This is a genomic window from Microbacterium sp. NPDC058389 (assembly GCF_042722305.1).
Lineage (GTDB): Bacteria > Actinomycetota > Actinomycetes > Actinomycetales > Microbacteriaceae > Microbacterium.
Map to the genome: position 1 here is coordinate 89,115 of NZ_JBHXJQ010000001.1, position 17,787 is coordinate 106,901.

The 17,787-nt window shown below is 69.2% G+C and carries 17 protein-coding genes; all 17 read left to right on the forward strand.

All coding sequences use genetic code 11. The annotated features are described in order from the left end of the window. The first annotated feature begins 73 nt into the window (after positions 1-73). The 17 genes from ACFWJ8_RS00495 to ACFWJ8_RS00575 all read left to right on the forward strand — a co-directional run bounded on the left by ACFWJ8_RS00495 (position 74) and on the right by ACFWJ8_RS00575 (position 17,776). Positions 74-421 (forward strand): hypothetical protein, encoded by a 348-nt coding sequence (locus tag ACFWJ8_RS00495; protein ID WP_378807702.1) that lies wholly within the window; start codon positions 74-76, stop codon positions 419-421. Next, complete coding sequence (locus tag ACFWJ8_RS00500) at positions 381-2,126, forward strand: hypothetical protein (RefSeq protein WP_378807703.1); 1,746 nt, start codon at positions 381-383, stop codon at positions 2,124-2,126. The genes ACFWJ8_RS00495 and ACFWJ8_RS00500 overlap by 41 nt, the downstream gene beginning before the upstream one ends. A 14-nt stretch (positions 2,127-2,140) precedes the next feature. Continuing rightward, entirely contained in the window at positions 2,141-3,598 is a 1,458-nt protein-coding gene (locus ACFWJ8_RS00505) for a hypothetical protein (RefSeq protein WP_378807704.1), read from the forward strand. Continuing rightward, a complete protein-coding gene (locus ACFWJ8_RS00510) occupies positions 3,595-4,860 on the forward strand; it encodes a head maturation protease, ClpP-related (protein ID WP_378807705.1) in 1,266 nt (421 codons plus the stop codon). Before ACFWJ8_RS00505 ends, ACFWJ8_RS00510 begins: the two co-directional genes overlap by 4 nt. A 1-nt stretch (position 4,861) precedes the next feature. Then, a complete protein-coding gene (locus ACFWJ8_RS00515; protein ID WP_378807707.1) occupies positions 4,862-5,227 on the forward strand; it encodes a DUF2190 family protein in 366 nt (121 codons plus the stop codon). 12 nt (positions 5,228-5,239) lie between these two features. After that, positions 5,240-6,160, forward strand: coding sequence for a hypothetical protein (locus tag ACFWJ8_RS00520; protein ID WP_378807708.1), 921 nt, complete (start codon positions 5,240-5,242; stop codon positions 6,158-6,160). Further along, complete coding sequence (locus ACFWJ8_RS00525; protein ID WP_378807709.1) at positions 6,160-6,567, forward strand: hypothetical protein; 408 nt, start codon at positions 6,160-6,162, stop codon at positions 6,565-6,567. The genes ACFWJ8_RS00520 and ACFWJ8_RS00525 overlap by 1 nt, the downstream gene beginning before the upstream one ends. Before the next feature lie 297 nt (positions 6,568-6,864). Continuing rightward, on the forward strand, positions 6,865-7,239 hold the full coding sequence (locus ACFWJ8_RS00530; RefSeq protein WP_378807710.1) for a hypothetical protein: 375 nt from the start codon (positions 6,865-6,867) through the stop codon (positions 7,237-7,239). Continuing rightward, positions 7,236-7,571, forward strand: a complete 336-nt coding sequence (locus tag ACFWJ8_RS00535; protein WP_378807711.1) for a hypothetical protein — start codon at positions 7,236-7,238, stop codon at positions 7,569-7,571. Before ACFWJ8_RS00530 ends, ACFWJ8_RS00535 begins: the two co-directional genes overlap by 4 nt. A gap of 19 nt (positions 7,572-7,590) precedes the next feature. Further along, on the forward strand, positions 7,591-7,911 hold the full coding sequence (locus tag ACFWJ8_RS00540; protein ID WP_378807712.1) for a hypothetical protein: 321 nt from the start codon (positions 7,591-7,593) through the stop codon (positions 7,909-7,911). Then, on the forward strand, positions 7,911-8,330 hold the full coding sequence (locus tag ACFWJ8_RS00545) for a minor capsid protein (protein ID WP_378807714.1): 420 nt from the start codon (positions 7,911-7,913) through the stop codon (positions 8,328-8,330). Before ACFWJ8_RS00540 ends, ACFWJ8_RS00545 begins: the two co-directional genes overlap by 1 nt. After that, positions 8,327-9,079, forward strand: a complete 753-nt coding sequence (locus tag ACFWJ8_RS00550; RefSeq protein ID WP_378807715.1) for an IPT/TIG domain-containing protein — start codon at positions 8,327-8,329, stop codon at positions 9,077-9,079. Before ACFWJ8_RS00545 ends, ACFWJ8_RS00550 begins: the two co-directional genes overlap by 4 nt. A 347-nt stretch (positions 9,080-9,426) precedes the next feature. Then, the gene (locus ACFWJ8_RS00555; protein ID WP_378807716.1) at positions 9,427-9,807 is read left to right on the forward strand and encodes a hypothetical protein; all 381 of its coding nucleotides are present in this window, start codon (positions 9,427-9,429) and stop codon (positions 9,805-9,807) included. Between the two features lie 3 nt (positions 9,808-9,810). Continuing rightward, a complete protein-coding gene (locus ACFWJ8_RS00560) occupies positions 9,811-12,432 on the forward strand; it encodes a phage tail tape measure protein (RefSeq protein WP_378807717.1) in 2,622 nt (873 codons plus the stop codon). Then, positions 12,429-13,232 (forward strand): hypothetical protein, encoded by an 804-nt coding sequence (locus tag ACFWJ8_RS00565; protein ID WP_378807718.1) that lies wholly within the window; start codon positions 12,429-12,431, stop codon positions 13,230-13,232. The genes ACFWJ8_RS00560 and ACFWJ8_RS00565 overlap by 4 nt, the downstream gene beginning before the upstream one ends. Positions 13,233-13,278: 46 nt before the next feature. Further along, the gene (locus tag ACFWJ8_RS00570; RefSeq protein WP_378807719.1) at positions 13,279-15,816 is read left to right on the forward strand and encodes a hypothetical protein; all 2,538 of its coding nucleotides are present in this window, start codon (positions 13,279-13,281) and stop codon (positions 15,814-15,816) included. Next, a complete protein-coding gene (locus tag ACFWJ8_RS00575; RefSeq protein ID WP_378807721.1) occupies positions 15,809-17,776 on the forward strand; it encodes a DUF859 family phage minor structural protein in 1,968 nt (655 codons plus the stop codon). Before ACFWJ8_RS00570 ends, ACFWJ8_RS00575 begins: the two co-directional genes overlap by 8 nt. Positions 17,777-17,787: the final 11 nt, after the last annotated feature.

The window sequence follows — 17,787 nt, forward strand, 5'->3', positions numbered from 1 at the left end:
GGACCACCACGGGAGGGGTATTCCTCTCCCCCCGGGCGTCTCGGCCGGATTCCACCCCCTCGGAGGTGCGCTGATGGCTTCGCGTGCGTGCCTGGTGGCAGTGAATCGGACGATCCGGGCGGGTGGTCTGGAGGAGGACGGCCCGCATGCGGCGCTGATCGACATGGCGCGGAATCTCGCGCGTCGGATGGACAAGGCGGGGCCGGACGAGGCGCCGCTGAATCTGCTGCGGATGTACGACTCGGCGGTGACGAAGCTCGAGCGCGCTGTCGCGCCGAGGCCCGCTCCGAGAACGCGTCGAGATGAGGGCGAACCTGAGGCGACGGCAGATGCCGTGCCGGCGGGTCCGCCTGACCTCAAGATCGTGGAGGAGACGGCCCTTGACCGCATCCGGAGGCAGAAGCGTCGAGCTGCTGGGTGACGAGTATCAGACCGCGCTGTTCGCCGACGCGAAGCGGTACGGGAAGCACGTCGGGTCGACCGAGCCGCGCATCGCGACTCAGCCTCTGCGGCCGCTGACGCCGGAGACGTCGCACGGCTTCTCCGTCATCGACTTCGCGCTCACCGTGCTCGGGGTGCGGCTCTACCCCTGGCAGAAGGCGCTGCTCATCCGGGCGCTGGAGCTCAACGAGGACGGGACCTACCGGTTCCGGAAGGTGTTCGTTCTCGTCGGCCGTCAGAACGGCAAGACGACGCTCCTCACGGTGCTCGCGCTGTGGTGGCTGTTCACCGATGCCGAGGAGTTCCCCGAGCATCTGCCGGCGGACGAGTTCCTGATCCTCGGCACGGCGCAGAACCTCGACATCGCCGAGGAGGCGTGGGATGCCGCGCTCAAGCGCTGCGACCCGAACCCCGACGAGGATGACGCACGGTTCGTCGTCGGCGACCTCGCGACCGAGACCCGCAAGCCCGTCAAGACGAACGGGAAGAAGTCGCTCCGCCTCAAGAACGGCGCGAAGTACGAGCCGCGCGCGGCGTCGCGCATGGGCGGCCGCGGCAAGTCCGCGGCCCGCGTGATCATGGACGAGATGCGCGAGCAGCAGACGTGGGACGTCTGGGGTTCGGTGTCGAAGACGAAGAACGCCATCTTCAACTCGCAGCTCTGGGGCATCTCGTCCGCCGGCGACGCGAAGTCGGTCGTGCTGCGCTCGCTCCGCGACGGCGCCATCAAGACCATCAACGAGTACGAGCAGTACGTCGAGACCGGCATCCAGACCCTCGAAGAGTTCGCCAACACGCACGACGTCGCGACGGCCCTGTTCGAGTGGTCGGCCGCTCCCGGCCGCCCGCTGCTCGACATCGACGGCATCCTGCAGGCGAACCCCTCGGTCGGCTACAAGCCGATGTTCTTCGACTCGATTTGGTCCGACCTGCTCGGCGACGAGCCCGAGTCGACGAAGCGCACGGAGATCCTGTGCGACTGGGTGACATCCCGCGTCGAGGCGTACCTCGACGGCGCGCAGTGGGCGGATGGCGCCGACGCGCCGCAGCTCGACGACGACGGGGAGCTGGTCGACCTCGGGTCGGTCATCGCCGACAGCTCGCGCATGGTGATGGGCATCGACGTCCACCGCGAGAAGCGACTCACGCGCGCGAGCATCGGTGTCGCCGGCTTCCGCGACGACGGCCGTGTGCACCTCGAACTGATCGCGCAGCGCACCGGCATGACGTGGGTCGTCAAGTACGCCAAGGCCGTGCGCGCCAAGACCGGCATCAAGCAGGTGGCGGTGCAGACGAAGGGGTGCGACGCGGCCGACCTCGTGTCGCTTCTGGAGGATGCCGGGTTCGACGTCGTCGACATCTCCGGCACGACACTCCTCATCTCGGCCGGCCGCCTCGCCGACCGGCTCCGCGAGGACAAGATCCGGCACCGCTCGCAGGGGCCTCTCAACCTGGCCATCGCGAACGGCACGACCAAGAGCCTGAGCGGGATGCCGGTGTGGGATCGCGACGCATCGCCGGTCGACATCGCGCCGGTCATCGCAGTAACGAACGCGCTCATCGGCCTCGAGTCGTTCAAGCCGAAGCCGAAGAAGCCCGCCCCACCGCCGCTCCCCGGACGCGTGCTGACAACGCACGAAGCCGCCCCGCGCTCCGAGGACAACCTCGCCACTGCGCGCTTCTGAACTGGAGGTTCCCTTTGGCCGAGATCGGATACCAGAAGGGGGCCCTCGTCGGATGGTCGTCGCTGCTCGACGAGACGCACGAGGAGAACCCTGACCTCGTCTGGCCGAAGTCGATCGACGTGTTCGATCGCATGCGCCGCGAGGACCCGCAGGTGATGTCGGTACTACGCGCCGTCATGCTCCCCATCATGCGGACCGAGTGGGCGCTGGACGCGACAGGCGTCCGGCCTGAGGTAGCGAAGCACGTCGCCGACGACTTCGGCCTGCCGATCAAGGGGCAACCGTACGTCGCGCCGCTGCGGACCAAGGGGCGGTTCTCGTTCGGCGAGTACCGCCGACTCGCGCTGCTGTCGCTCGTGTTCGGGCACTCGGTATTCGAGCAGGTCTACCGCGTGGACGCGTTCGGGCTCGCGCATCTCGGCAAGCTCGCATGGCGGCCGCCGCGAACGATTGCCGAGTTCGAGGTCGCACGCGATGGCGGGCTCGTTGCAGTCAAGCAGCACGCGCTCGCCGGCGGCGCCGACGTGCGGATCCCGGTCGCGCGACTCGTCGTCCAGGTGAACGAGCGTGAGGGCGCGAACTGGATCGGCCAGTCGCTGCTCCGACCGGCGTACAAGATGTGGCTGCTCAAGGACCGGGTGCTGCGCATCCAGGCGCTGGCGGCCGAGCGCAACGGCCTCGGCCTCCCGACGTACACGACGCCGCCTCCGCCCACCGACAACGACTTCACCAGCGAGCAGTACGTCGAGTGGATGGACAAGGAGATCGAGCGCGGCCTCGACATCGCGAAAAACGTGCGAGCTGGGGACGCCGCCGGCGCCTCGCTGCCGCATGGGGCAAACCTGTCTTTCGTTGGCGTCACGGGCAAGGTGCCCGACCTCGACAAGCCGATCCGGTACTACGACGAGCAGATCGCCCGCGCGGTGCTCGCCCACTTCCTCAACCTCGGCACTGAGACCGGGTCGTGGGCGCTCGGGTCGACGTTCGCGAACTTCTTCACCGACAGCCTGAACGCCGTCGCCCAACAGATCGCCGATGTCACACAGCAGCACGTCGTCGAGGATCTCGTCGACGCGAACTGGGGACCGAACGAACCGGCGCCGCGACTGGTGCCAGCGACGATCGGCGCCGAGCACCCCGCGACCGCCGAGGCGATCAAGGCGCTCATCGAGTGCGGTGCGCTGTCCGCCGACCCCGCGCTCGAGGCCCACCTCCGGGCGCTGTACGGCCTCCCCGTCAAGGAGCAGGCCGCCGACGCCGAGCCGGACCCCACGGCCGAGCCGGACGCCACCGCCACGCCAGAGGACCCGGCGGCGCAGAAGGCCCGAGCCATCGCTGAGGTCGTTCAGAAGGTCTACCTCGGTGTCGGCCCCGTCCTCACCAAACAGGAAGCTCGCGCGATCGTCCGGGGCGCGGGTGCCGATCTCGGCCCGGACGACGTGCTGGACCAAGAGGCTGAGGAGGCCGCATGAGCCACGAGATGAAGTCGCCCAACCGGTACTGGGGGAATCAGACGCCGCCGAAGTCGAAGCTCGAATTCTTCAACGCGGTGACGTCGCCGCCGGCAGAGGACGGAGGGAGCGTCGCGACCATCCGCATGTACGGGCCGATCGACTCGTGGGGCGGATGGTGGGGCATCTCGACGAAGGACGTCGGCGAGGTGCTCGACACGCTCCCGGACTCGGTGACGCAGATCATCCTGCGGATCAACTCGCCGGGCGGTGAAGTGTTCGAGGGCGTCTCGATCCTCAACATGCTCCGCGCTCACAAGGCGAAGGTGACGGCGGTCGTCGATGGCCGAGCAGCCTCGGCCGCATCGTTCATCGCCGCTGGCTGCGACGAGACGGTCATGTCGCCCGGCACGCAGATGATGATCCATTCCCCGCTGGTCATCACCTACGGGAACGCCGCGGAGCTGCGCAAGACGGCCGAGGTCCTCGACGGTATCGAGGACTCCATCATCGAGATCTACGCCGCCAAGGCGGGCGAGAAGGACTGGGCTCAGCTCCTCGCCGACGAGACCTGGATGACCGCAGCCGAGACCGTCGAGCAAGGACTCGCCGATCGCGTTGCCGTGGTCCCCGATGCAGGCGAGACGTCGACCGTCGGCGAGGACGACGACCCGCTCGTCGTGGTCGTGCCCGATGAGGACGCCGACGACTCCATCCCTATGCGACTCGCGACATCCGCGCGACTCGCATCCAAGCTCCCGGTCTCAACCGAGCCGGGTGACCCCAACCAGAAGGAGAAGCTCAACATGAGCGACACCATCAAGGCTGGCCTCCGCGAGCGGCTCGGTGTGACCGATGCCGAAGCCACGGACGAGGAGCTGCTCGCGGCCCTCGACGAGGCGCTCGACGAGCAGGCCGACGACACCCCCGCGGCATCCGCCGCACCGAAGCTCCCCGAGGGCGCCGTCGTCATGGACGCCGCGGTCCTCGCGGAGCTGCGCGAGCAGGCCGCCCTCGGCGTGCAGGCACGCGAGGAGCAGGTCAGCGACCGCCGAGACGCGGTCGTCGCGTCGGCCGTCGCGTCCGGCCGCATCGCCTCGTCGACGCGCGACACCTGGCGCGCCGCGCTCGACAAGGACGAGCAGGGCATCACCGCACTGCTCGACGGCATGCCGGCCAACACCGCCCTGCCCGTGAAGGAGCTGGGCCACGCCGACGGCGTCACCAGCGCGGACGACGCCCTCTACGCGGCCGCGTGGGGCGAGACCACGAAGGAGGCCTGAGGTGGCTGACTACACGCCCAAGTTCAACTCGATCCCGGCGTTCACGCTGACCGCATCTGCGGACGTCACCGGAGGCCGCCTCGTCGAGGTCACCGGCAACTCGACCGTCGGCCCCGCCGGCGCCGACGTGGCGGACGTCGTCGGCGTCGCCGGCTTCGACGCGAAGGCCGGAGAGATCGTCACCGTCTACCCGCGGCCGACCGGCGTGCACCGTCTCGTCGCGAACGGCGCGATCGCAGCGGGCGCGAAGGTGATCGCCGCGACCGGCGGCAAGGTCGCGACGATCGGCGCCGGCACCAACCCCATCGGCATCGCGCTCGAGCTCGCTGCCGCCGACCTCGACGTCATCGACGTCCTGTTCATCTAAGGAGAGACCGACATGGCGTCGTACACCTACCCGGTGAAGCACCCCGAGGGGACGCTCACCCCCGAGCAGATCCACGCGCTGCTGTCCCGCTCGTCGATCGTCGCGAAGCGGCTCGCCGAGATCACCAAGATGCGGTTCATCGCGGACTACCTGCTCTCGCAGCGGTTCAACGCGCAGGGCGGCGGCATCTACTACGAGACCGGCGAGGAGATCTTCGCCGCGGACGCGCCCGAGGCGGTGGCTCCGGGCAGCGCCTACCCCAAGACGGTGATGACACGAGGCGACCTCGCCGCGGCGCGCACCGCGAAGTGGGGCCTCGACTCGGACGTCACGGACGAGAAGATCGGCCGCGAGGGCGTGGTCGTCCTCAACCGCGCGCTGAACCGCCTCGGCAACTCGATCGTGAAGCAGGTCGACTCCGTCGCCATGGCCGTGATCATGGCGAAGGTGACGTCGACGTTCGCGTCGCCGTCGACCTGGACCACGGCGGGCAAGATCGCGGAGGCGCTGCTGAGCATCCAGCAGACGCGCGGCGACCTCGGCACCGGCCTCGAGCTCGACACCGTCGTGCTCAAGCCGACGCAGTGGGCGAAGCTCGTCGGCATCCTGATCGACGACAAGGCGCTCCCGCGCGAGCAGGGCAACGTCGTGATCGCGGGCCTGACCCCGTTCGACGCGCTCGGGTTCACCTGGACCACGTCGCCGTTCTACACGGGCGCGAACCCGATGCTCGTCGACCGTGAGGAGCTGGGCGGCATGGCCGACGAGAACCTCGGTTCGCCCGGCTACGTCCGCTCGGGCGACGTCGGCATCGAGGCGAAGTCGATCCGCGACGACGACACGGACAAGTACACCGTGCGCGGCCGCCGCGTCGTGGTGCCCGTCGTGACCGAGCCCCTGGCCGGCGTCACCCTTACGAACACGGCCCTCTGATGGCTGGCGCGCGCAAGCAGCTCGCCGTCGTCGGCGCCGCGGTCGTGCTGCCGACGAAGGACGGTTCGGAGCGGACCCTGTTCCGCAACGCCCCGGTCGATCCGGAGGCGTACACCGCGGAGGGCATCAAGCACGCTGTGAAGCTCGTCCTCGTGGCTGAGGTCACGGCGAAGACGGAGCCTGACTCCGACGCGGGCCGCGGGCCGTCGTTCACGCAGGCCGACATCGACGCCGCGGTGAAGGCCGCCGAGGACGCCAAGGACGCCGAGCTCGCCGACGCCCGCAAGGCTGTCGAGGAGAAGGCGGAGGAAGTCGCCGAGGCCATCAAGACGCTCGAGGCTGCCAAGGCTGAGGCCGAGAAGCCGAGCACGCCGGCACCCAAGGCGCCGGCACCCAAGCAGTCCTGACCCGACCGGGACTGAACAGGTCGGCCCCCGCGTGATTCGTCAGCGGGGGCCGACCCACACCCTTGTTTCCCCGACGCTGTGCGCCTCGCTGCCGCGTCGGATGCCGCCGCGGGTCCGCTGACCCATCGACGAGGACTGTGCGACCTGTAGCGGCCGCACGGTGAGACGCGTCGTCGAGGTCCTCCGCGACGCGTGCCGAGTACTCACGCGACGCGTCGCGTCCACCTGGCGCACGAGACGCGTGCCGCCGATCCGCACGACGCGTCGCGCGTCGACTCACGACCGAAGGGCGGACCCATGCCGATCACCCACAGCGACGTCGGCGCCGACGAGCAGCTCGCCCGCCGCATCCTCATTCGGGCGCGCGGCATCGCACCGTGCATCGCCGGGCTCGACGTCGAGTCCGAGGAGGGGAAGGACGCGCTCGCGATCCTCAAGGGCGTGTATGCCCGCGCGGCCGACGTCGGCACAGGAGCGGTGTCGTCGCGCAGCCGGAACGGGACGAGCATCTCGCTCCGCGACATCAAGTCCGCGTTCGCCGTCGAGGACATTGCCGGGCTGCGCTCGCTGTGCGGCGACGTATCCGTGGAGCTGCCCGCCGCGCACGCTCGCGGGTCGTTCCCGACCGACCGTCCCGTCTCACGGCTGTGGCCGGAGGGGGAGTACACGTGACCACCTGGGACGAGTTCTTCTACCCGCACACCGTGAGCATCCGCGCCCGCGTCGGTGGCGGCAGCTTGGGCTCGCGATACGCGGCCGCGCACGACGTGTCCGCCGAGGTGCTCGATGAGCAGCAGCTCGTGCGTGATCGCGACGGCCAGGAGGTCGTCTCGTCGACGAGGGTCACAGTCCCGCTCGACACGAACGCGCCGGTGGGGTCGCTCGTCACCGTCTGGCCGGGAGCCGGCGCAGGGGTGACCCGTGAGGCCGAGGTGCTCGCCGTCGCCCGCGACGACAACGGCGACGACCCGCTCGATTCGCATCTGGTGCTGCGGCTCAAGTAGCCGGGAGAGGGGACCCGCCATGGTGAAGATGCACATGCCGATCCTGTCGACCGCCGAGCAGGCAGCGCAGGCAGGACTCCGCAAGGGTATGGGGGCGCTCCGCGATCGTGCACGCGAGCTGTCGCCCACCCTGACGGGAGAGTCGGACAAGTCTGCGTTCGTCGCGATCGACGACCTCACAGGGCAGGTCGGGTTCACGTCGCTGGTGTCGCTGCTGCAGCACGAGCACCTCGAATGGCAGCACCCCGACGGCGGGATCCCGAAGTTCCTGGAAGTCGCCGCGCAGGAGGTCGACGTGATCGAGTACGTCGCCGACGAGATCCGGAAGGCGTTCAGCTAGTGGACGACGACGAACTCACCTTCCGGCTGGGCGAGATCCTCGGCCGCATCCCCGGATGGATGTGGGACCCCAATGCCGACGCGATTCCCGAGGGGTCGGTCCCGATCTTCTACGGCCGGATCCTCGACGAGCCGGACCGCGCCGTCGGCGTCCGCGTCTACGGCACTGAGGACCGGCTCACCGAATCGCTCTCGGAGCGCCGCGCGCAGATCCGCTTCCGCGGCGCGCGCGGCGACGCCCGAGGCGCGAACAAGCTCGCAGCGCCCGCGTTCACGCTGCTCCAAGGTCTCTCCCGAGTGGGGGGAATCAGCGACATCCGTCGCCTGTCCATGGCCCCGCTGGGTGCCGACAACAACGGCCGCGAGGAGCGGACCGACAACTACATCATCACCCTCGACAACACGGAGGCCTCAACATGACCACTCCCACGCTGCCCGCGGGGACGACCCTCGGGAAGTCCTTCGAGTACGGGCTCGACCTCAACCTCTCCACGTTCGCCGCGCCGTCGTGGCAGTTCATCCGGCGCATGTCCGGCTGGGCGCCGACCTTCCCGAAGGTCACGTCCGACGTCGCGACGTACGACGACGGCGGCGCACCGAACGAGGACGTCACCGGCCGCGGCTTCGCGGCGGCGTTCACCGTCCAGGCGAACCGCTCGCTCACGTCCGGGCTGTACCTGCCCGAGGTGGAGAAGATCCTCCTCGCAGCGCGGGCGAAGAACGAACTCGCCGTGCTCGACGTGCGGTTCTACCACAAGCCTGCGATCGGCGTCCCGAACCCCAACGACGCAGGCCGCGCGTTCGTCACCGTCGAGGTGTCGCGGCAGAACACCGGGAACGCCGAGATCGAAGTGCTCGCGGTGTCGCTCGCCGGCAAGGGCGAGTTCACCCCGATCGCGAACCCGTACACCGGGACCGTGATCGCGGCGCCGGTCGTCGGATCGATCACCCCGCCAGTGCCCACCGACGGCGAGCTGCTCACCTTCACCGGCTCGGGCTTCCTCACCGCCACTGCGGTGACGATCGACGGGGACCCCGCCGACTTCGTCCCGGTCAACGACGCGACCATGATCGTGCAGCTCCCCGTCGGCGACGCCGGCGACGTGCCGGTCATCGTCACGAACCCGATCGGAGCGTCGGCCGCGTACAACCTGACCCGAGGAGCGTGACCTATGGGCGCCGTTGACTTCGAACAGTGGGCGGTGCCCAATCTCACGTTGACGTTCCGGGGGCAGACGTACATCGTCGAGCCCCCGGACGTCGAGTCGGCAGCGATGATCCTCGCGACCGCTGCCCTCGGCGAGGTCAAGTTCGGCCTCGCCGAGGGCCCGGTCCCTCCGGAGATCCAGTCCGTGCTCGACACCATCGGCACCAAGCACCCCGCGCTCGGCCAGGCGGTCTACGACCAGATGGCCGCCGACGGCGTGCCCGCCCTGACCATCGACCGGTTCTCCGTGTACGCCGCGTTCTACTGGGCGCGCGGCCAGGCCGCCGCCGACTGGATCGCGGCAGTTCTGTGGACGCCTCGCGAGACGGCGGACGAGGTGCCGGCGGGCGGTGGTGCTGGCCCAAAAGGCTCGTCACGGCCGAGGACTGGGCGCCGTACGGCATCGGGGAACCGGACGCCGACGGCTGGTACCCGGACTATCGGCCGGTCCCGGAAGAGCTGAAGCCAGAGAACGTCGCTGCGCCCGCCAAGAGCAAGACGCCCGACATCGACTTCTCGCTGATCGCGCTGCTCTCGCAGTGGCAGCTCGTCGTCGCCGAGCTGGCCGAACGCGGGGTCGACCTGTACGACCCGGCCGTGCGCCGCCGCCCGTGGCCGGGGATCCGTGCCCTGATCTTCAGCCTGTACGACTCGCCCTCTCGACTGCGGGCGGTCCTCACCCGGAGGTGACCCATGCCGCTGCGCGCCGCCGAGATCGAGGCCCTCGTCACCGTCAACACGGACGACGTCGGCCGGGCCGAGAAGGACATCAAGTCGACCGGGCAGCGGATCGAAAAGAACCCGCTCAAGGTCGACGCCGACGCGAAGGGCGCCATCGCCAGCCTCGACCGGGTCGACGCCGAGGCGAAGAAGCTCGTCTCGAAGCCGACCGCCGTGCAGGTGAACGCCCGCATCGAGTCGGCCGAGAAGTCCTTCAAGCGCGTGTACGAGCGGCTCGAGTACCTCCGCTCCGTCGAGGCCGACGTCGACGTGAAGGCCGACGTCGCGCGCGCCGAGGCGAACCTGCAGAAGATCCAGCGCAGTCTCGACGGGCTCCGCAACGCGCGCGCGAAGATGGTCGTCGACGTCGACGACGACCCTGCGAAGCAGAAGCTGCAGGCCGTCGAGGACTACGCGGGTGAGGCCGGAGCTGACGCGGGCGACGAGATGGGCGACAGCCTCATCAATGCGCTGACCGCGATCCCGATCGCGGGCGCTGTCGTCGGCATCGGGATCCTCGCCGGGAAGGCGATCCTCGACGGCTTCAACAAGGGTCTCCAGGTCGAGGTGCGGTACGACCGCCTCGCCGCGCTCGCTGGCCTCGATGAGACGGACGCGCGCCGCCTCGGCTTGGCCGCCGGCGAGGCGTATGCGAACACGTTCGGCGAGTCCATCGAAGCGAACATGGACACGACCCGGCTCGCGCTGCAGTTCGACATCCTCGACGAGGACGCCACGACGCGCGACGCGCAGAAGGTCATCCAGGGACTCTCGGGTATCGCCGGTGTTCTCGAGGAGGAAGTGCGCCCGACCGCGCAGGCAGTCTCGATCATGCTGTCGACCGGCATCGCGAAGTCCGCCGATCACGCGTTCGACATCCTCGCCGCTGGCGCCCGGGAGGGCACCAACCGCGCCGAGGACCTGCTCGACACATTCACCGAGTACCCGGCGCTGTTCGCCCGCCTTGGTCTCTCCGGAGATGAGGCGCTCGGCCTCATCAACCAGGGCATGAAGGCGGGGGCCCGGAACAGCGACCTCGTCGCCGACGCGCTCAAGGAGCTGCAGATCCGGTCGACGGATGCCAGCAAGACGAGCGCAGAGGGCTACCGTCTCATCGGCCTGGATGCGGAGGCGATGACCTCCAAGATGGCGCGGGGCGGAGCCGAGGCGCGTGAGGGGCTCAACCAGATCCTTGACGGGCTCCGCAACATCGAGGACCCGGTCGCACGCAACGCAGCCGGCGTCGCGCTCGTCGGCACGCAGTGGGAGGACCTCGGCGACGCGGTGCTCGCACTCGACCTGTCGACGGCAGTCGCCCAGCTCGAAGGCGTGACGGGCTCAGCGCAGAAGATGTTCGACGCCCTGTCGGACAACGACGCGACCAAGGTCGAGCAGGCGCAGCGGAACATCGAGGTCGCGGTCGACGGCATCCAGGGCGCCCTCGCGGGGGCGTTCTCCGAGCCGCTGGGCGACTTTGCCGACTGGGTGTCGCAGAACCGCGGCCCGCTGCTGTCGTTCTTCCAGGACCTCGTCAACGGGGCACTCGACTTCGCCGAGGGTGCGACGGAGAGCGTCGGCGCGTTCGTGTCCGGCCCGCTCGCCGAGATGGTGTCCGGGCTCGCCGTCGCGATCAAGTTCTTCGACTGGGGCGCCGACACCTCCGAGCTCGACGCTCTGGCGGAGTCGATGCGTGGATTCGAGGGCACGACGGATGCCGCGGTCGACAAGATCGAGGAGATGCGGGGCCAGTTCAACGGCTTCGCCGACGGACAGGTCGCGCTCGGCTACCTCAACGACGCCGCGCTACGCACGGCCGACGCCATCGGCAAGGTCGGGTCCGAGCACGGCACGATGGAGGAGCAGGTGCGCCGGGCCGTCGCTGCCATGGGCGAGGAAATCTCCGCGGCCGAGGCGGCGGGGGAGTCACAGACCAACCTCACCGACCGGTACAACACGTCGACGCAGGCGCTCGTCGATCAGATGGTGCAGTCGGGCATGACCCGCGAGGCCGCGCAGCAGCTCATCGACACCGTGCTGCAGACGCCACCGACGGCAGAGACGACGTACAGCTCGAACGCGCCGACGGAGCAGGCGAAGGTGCAGTCCCTCGCGGACCGCATCACGACCCTGCCTGACGGGTCGGTGGTCGTCACGGCCGACACGTCGCCTGCGCGCAACGGCCTCGAGGGCTTCATCCAGTCCGCGACCGGACGACGCATCGCCGTGTACGTCGATGCCTACGGGGGACGCTCGTACCAGAACGAAGGCAGCAGCATTCGCTATCAGGCGGGCGGCGGCGTGCTCGAGTTCATGGCGGCGGGCGGCATCCCCGGTCTGACGCCCATGCAGTCCACTGCTGACGTCGTCCCGTCGAACACATGGCGGGTCGTGGGTGACCGCGGCGACGTGCCTGAGTCGTTCATCCCATGGGACGGCTCGGACCGATCCCGCCAGATACTCGACCGCACCAACGAGGCGTTCGGGGTCACGTCCTCGAAGGTCGTCAACAACAACCTGACGGTAGTCAACCCGGTGGTGCGCGACCTGCAGCAGGACGCGTGGGAGGCCGCGCAGAACCTCGGAGGTGACCTGTGACCTACAGCGTCGCGGGGATCCCGCTCAACAACCCGACGTTCGGGTGGGTGTTCCGAGCGCCGTCGAAGCCAATCAGCGAGCTTGTGCGCGAGCGGACGAACGTGCGCACGCCGAGTGGGGATGGGATGGTCGCCGGAATGCCGGCGACCATCTCGCCCGTGACACTGTCGCTCGTCGTGCGCACGCCGCGTCAGCATCTCCAGACGCTCGTCGCGCTGTTCGCCGCTGAGGGCGCGCTCACCCTCACAGCCGATACGTCGCGGTCGGCCACGTTCGAGCTGCTGTCGTGGACCACCGAGGGCTCCGGTCCGAGCGAGTCGTGGCTGGACGTGAAGTTCCTGATCCGCCTGCCGCAAGCATTCTGGCGCGACGCGCTGGTCACGACGTCGGCGGCGACGGCGCTCGACAGCGCCTCCGTGTCGGTCGCGGGCCTTTTCCCTGGGATGTCCGCTCCCGTGCAGGACGCGTTCGTGCGCGTCAAGGGTGCGGCATCAGGGCTGCAGGTTTCCGATCTGGCGTCGATGGCGTGGTTCACGTACGACGGGGCCCTGACATCGACGCAGTACCTCCGGTTCGACTCCGCGACCGGCCGCGCGTACGTCACCTCCACGAACACGTGGAGCGGTGGCACGGAGGTCTCCGGAGATATCGACTTCGGAGGCCCGCGCGGTGTGTTCGAGATCACCCCACGCCTGTCGCCGACGAACCCCTCGACGCGAGACGGGCGCCTCGTCGTGACGACCGCGACACGGTCGGCCGCGACGGTCGAGGTCCGCGGTCGCGGCGCCTACCTCATCTGACTGCCTGCGCGCCCGCTCGGTGTGCCGTCGCCCACGGAGGGACACCATGCTCGACATTCGCCTGCGCCGGTACAACGACAACGGGACGCGGTCGCGGGTCCTGAAAGCGGCGCGGATCACGCACACCGACGTCGACTCGGCGTCGCCGGTCGTCGAGTTCACCGTCTCCGAGCAGGTCGCCGGGCAGCTCGACGCGCCAATGCTCGTTGGTGTCGAGTACACGACGGGCAAGGTCACGCCGTGGGCGCCTCCGCGTAACGACCTCTTTGTCGCGAAGGCCGAATCCAGCGACAGCACCGACCAGACCGGCACGGTGACGTTCACCGGGATTGGGTTCAACGCGTGGCTGCTGCAGTACTACCGCGTGTGGTGGGTGGCGGGTGCCTCCGACGGGAACCGGGTGTGGACGAACGTCACCCCGGGGAAGCTGCTGCGCGACATCATCACGGAGGGTCAGGGCGGCGGGTGGGCCCCGCTGCTCACGGTCGACTTCACGAACACGCACGACTCGTACGGGCAGCCCTGGCCGGAGACGCTGTCCCAGACGTTCCGCTACTTCACCACGCCGTTGTCGCAGGTGGTCGAGTCGCTGTCCTCCCAGGGGTACATCGAGTGGTGGTCGGAGGGCACGATTCTCCGAGCGGTCAAGCCGGGGTCGGGTGTGAGCCGCCCGAACGTGATGCTCGGCGGGCCGGGCGCAACGCGGGCGCCCGCCAAGGTCGAGTTCGACGTGTTCACGCACCTGCTGTTCCCGTACGGCGAGGACGGCTACTGGACGCATGTCGCGAACCCCGGCGCCGACGACCGCTTCGGGACGCTCTACGCGGCCATGTCGCAGGCAGGCACGCCGACGCTCGCGGCCGCGACCCGCAACGCGCAGCCGGCGCTCAAAGAGGGCCGGTCGATGAAGCGCGAGCTGGCGTACGAGTGGACGCCGACCGACGTCCTCCCGAGCCCGTGGACCGGCTTCAACATCGGCGACATCGTGACAGCTCGCACCCGCCGTGGGAAGTCGCTCCAGCGCGTCATCGGCACCGTCATCACCAAGAGTGAAGCGGGCGTCACTGCTCGCGCCGTCGTCGGATCGAAGATGCTGACCCTCGCGGCCAAGACGGCCCGGCGAGCTGCGGCGGCATCGGCGGGCTCGATCATCGCTGGCAATGGCGACGCAATGCCCCGCAACCCGAACCCGTCGTCGCCGACACCGGTCGCGCCGACCGGTCTGCACGTGGAGTCGAACGTGGCCCGGTGGGCATCGGACGGCTCGGCGGTCGCCAAGGTGAAGTTCGCGTGGAACGAAGTTTCGCAGGCGCTCGACCTGTCGAACATCGACGTGGATCGCTACGAGCTGTGGATCCGCGAGGCCGACGAGACCTCGCGGTTCGCGACCCGGACGGGCGCTCTGAGCGTCACCCTCGACAGCCTGCGCTCGGAGACCCCGGTGTGGGTGAAGGTGCGGGCGCTGTCGGTGAAGGGCGCGCGGTCGGCGTTCTCCGATGAGATCACGGTCACACCGGCGTCGCCGCTGTCGATCGTTCCGAAGACGCCGACCGGGCTCGCTCTGACGTCCAACACGGCAGCGTTCCAGGCGGACGGGTCGTCGCTCGCCACACTCCGCGTGCAGTGGGACGCCGTGGTCGAGTCGATCGATGACCTCCCGGTGACGATCGAGCGGTACGAGCTGCGGATGCTCGACGACGGGGTGCGGACCCCGGTGTCGGCTTCACCGTCGCGCGACGTCACGATCACCGCCACGTCCGGCCGCGCCCTGTCGTTCGCTGTCCGCGCCTACACGACGCTCGGCGTGTGGTCGAGCTTCACCGCGCAGGTGGACGCGATCGCCGCGTCGCCCGACGAGCTGACGGACGCTCCGACCGAGCCGACGCTGACGACGAGCCTCGGGTTCGTGCAGGCGCAGTGGAACGGCGTGCTCACCAGCGGCGACCTGCCCGCCGGCGTGCAGCACGTGCTCGTCGAGTACGCCGCTGAGGCAGCCGGGCCGTGGACGCGACTCGCCGTCCCTCTGCCGCACGGCGGTGGCTCGGCACCGATCCGCGGTGTCGTCGGTGAGGAGATGTTCGTCCGGTTCGTCCCCGTCGACACACTCGGCCGGGAGTTCACGCCCTCCGACGTCGTCTCGATCGTCGTGGCCGGGATCACCGGGCCCGACATGGAAGCGAACTCGGTCACGGCGAACTCGATCGCCGCCGGTGCCATCGAAGTGCAGCACCTGTCGAACGGGCTCGGTGCGCAGATCGACCTCGGCGAGAACCAGGTCATCATCCAGTTCGCCGCGGACCAGCAGGCACTCTCCGACCAGCTCGGCGAGACCGCCGGCGCGGTCGACGAGCTGTCGGCGTGGTTCCGCGTCGACGTCGACGGCGCGCATGTCGGCGCCGAGGGGTCGCCGTTCCAGACGCACGTGAAGCCGGACCGGTTCGAGATCACCGACAACGGGGTGGTCACGTCCTACTGGGAGGGCGGACGGATGGTCGTCCCCGTCCTGGAGACCACCCAGGTGGTGCTCGCGCAGCACAAGTTCGAGCCCTACGGAGACGGAACGGTGGTGAGGTCCATTGGGTAGCTCCACCTTCCCCAGCCGCCCGTTCCAGCTCCGCGACTACGTCGGCCTCGTCAAGCAGGACATCGCGACCAACCGGTCGCTGATCGCGTGGCAGGTGTGGGTCGACAAGCTGTCGTACTCGCCCACCAGCTCGGGCGGCACCGCCGACCGGCAGTACTTCCTCGCCGGGATCAAGGTGGGCGAGAACTTGGGGTCGGGGTTCGACTTCACCGGGGCCGGGCCGTGGCTGATCCTCGAGGGTCAGAACTGGATCGACCACCTCGCCGACGGCACCCAGTCGATCCCGGTGAAGGCGGCGGCGTCGTACGACATCCTCGGCTACACCGAGGTCAACTACACGCTGAACCTGCCCACGATCCCGCGTGCGTCGACCCCGACGTTCGTCGGCGGGGCGGCGTTCGATGCCGGCTCCGCGGTGACGATCAACACCAACCGGGCGTCGTCGTCGTTCACGCACGACGTGACGTTCTCGTTTGGCGATGTCGACGGGATCATTGGGACCGGCGTGGGTGCGTCGGTGGCGTGGACGCCGCCGCTGTCGCTGCTGCAGGAGATCCCGAACGCCACGTCGGGGACCGGTGTGCTGACGGTCGTCACCAAGAGCGGCGCGACGGTCATCGGCAGCAAGAGCATCAGCTTCACGCTGCGGGCCGGCGTCAGTGTGGTGCCGACGATCTCGTCGCTGACCGTGTCGGACGACAACCCGACGGTGGCGTCGCTGGTGGGCGCGTTCGTGCAGGGTCTGTCGATCCTGAAGGCCACCGTGGACGCGGCCGGTGTGCAGGGGTCGACGATCAAGTCCCGGTCGTTCAAGATGGGCGGCACCACGGCCGCGTCCGGCGGTGTGATCCCGATCACGGCGTCCGGGACGGTGCCGGTGACCGCCTCGGCGACGGACTCGCGGGCGCGCACGGCGGCATGGTCGGGGTCGATCAGCGTCCTCCCGTACGCGCAGCCGCGGCCGACGTCGGTCAACGTGCGGCGGTGTGACGCGGGCGGCACGCTGAACGAGAACGGCATCAGCCTGCGGGTGGACCTGAACTGCGCGGTGCAGTCGCTGATCAACGGCACCCAGCGCAACAGCCTCACGATCAAGGTGTTCACCCGCCCGTACGGGACGACCACGTGGACTGCCCGCAACGTCATCAACGTGGCCGCGGGGACCGTCACCTACAACTCGAACTTCGTGATCTCCGGTGGCGCGAACTACCCGATCGACGACAGCTTCGAGGTCCGCGTCGAGATCTCCGACAAGTTCAAGACCGCTGCCGCACAGCAGGTGGTCCCCACGGCCGCCATCTTCATGCACTGGTCGAAGACGGGCGCTGGCTTCGGCAAGTTCTGGGAGGGACTCGCCACGTGGGAGTTCGCCGGGACGATCATGCAGGACGGCAGCCTCGTCGTCGACCAGGGCGACGCGGCCACCAACGCGGAGACGCAGGCGGGATCCCTGACGTCGAAGTTCGTCACGCCGGCCTCGCTGGCTGCGCGCACGGCGACGACTGGTCGCACGGGTGTCGTCGAGCTGGCGACCGATGCGGAGACGCAGGCGGGCACCGACAGCGCGCGGGCGGTCACTCCCGCGAGTCTTGGGTCGGGGTGGACTGCGCTGCCGCTCGCCTCTGGGTGGGCAGTGGAATCCGGGTTCACCGCGCCGATGTACCGCGTCATGGGCGGACAGATCGAGATCACTCCGACGATCCTCGTCCGCACCAGCACGCTCGCGGTCGCCGCCGGCACCCTCTACACCGTCGCGACGCTGCCGACCGGGTCACGACCGTCGGCCGGCGTTGGCTCCGCGGGTGCGATCGGTGTCGCCGGCACCCTCGGCGCGTGCCAGTGGCGGATCAACACGACCGGGACTCTGCAGTTCTCCCCGTACGTGGCCAGCGGCACGATCGCGACCGGCGGCGGTGTGCAGAACTCCGTCATCCTCCCCACCATCAAAGCCCCCATCTAGGAGAGACACAC

Bases quoted from the DNA above. Each gene is read 5' to 3' on its own strand.
- ACFWJ8_RS00495 (WP_378807702.1), top strand. From the start codon at position 74: ATGGCTTCGCGTGCGTGCCTGGTGGCAGTGAATCGGACGATCCGGGCG.
- ACFWJ8_RS00510 (WP_378807705.1), top strand. From the start codon at position 3,595: ATGAGCCACGAGATGAAGTCGCCCAACCGGTACTGGGGGAATCAGACG.
- ACFWJ8_RS00520 (WP_378807708.1), top strand. From the start codon at position 5,240: ATGGCGTCGTACACCTACCCGGTGAAGCACCCCGAGGGGACGCTCACC.
- ACFWJ8_RS00525 (WP_378807709.1), top strand. From the start codon at position 6,160: ATGGCTGGCGCGCGCAAGCAGCTCGCCGTCGTCGGCGCCGCGGTCGTG.
- ACFWJ8_RS00530 (WP_378807710.1), top strand. From the start codon at position 6,865: ATGCCGATCACCCACAGCGACGTCGGCGCCGACGAGCAGCTCGCCCGC.
- ACFWJ8_RS00540 (WP_378807712.1), top strand. From the start codon at position 7,591: ATGGTGAAGATGCACATGCCGATCCTGTCGACCGCCGAGCAGGCAGCG.
- ACFWJ8_RS00550 (WP_378807715.1), top strand. From the start codon at position 8,327: ATGACCACTCCCACGCTGCCCGCGGGGACGACCCTCGGGAAGTCCTTC.
- ACFWJ8_RS00560 (WP_378807717.1), top strand. From the start codon at position 9,811: ATGCCGCTGCGCGCCGCCGAGATCGAGGCCCTCGTCACCGTCAACACG.
- ACFWJ8_RS00570 (WP_378807719.1), top strand. From the start codon at position 13,279: ATGCTCGACATTCGCCTGCGCCGGTACAACGACAACGGGACGCGGTCG.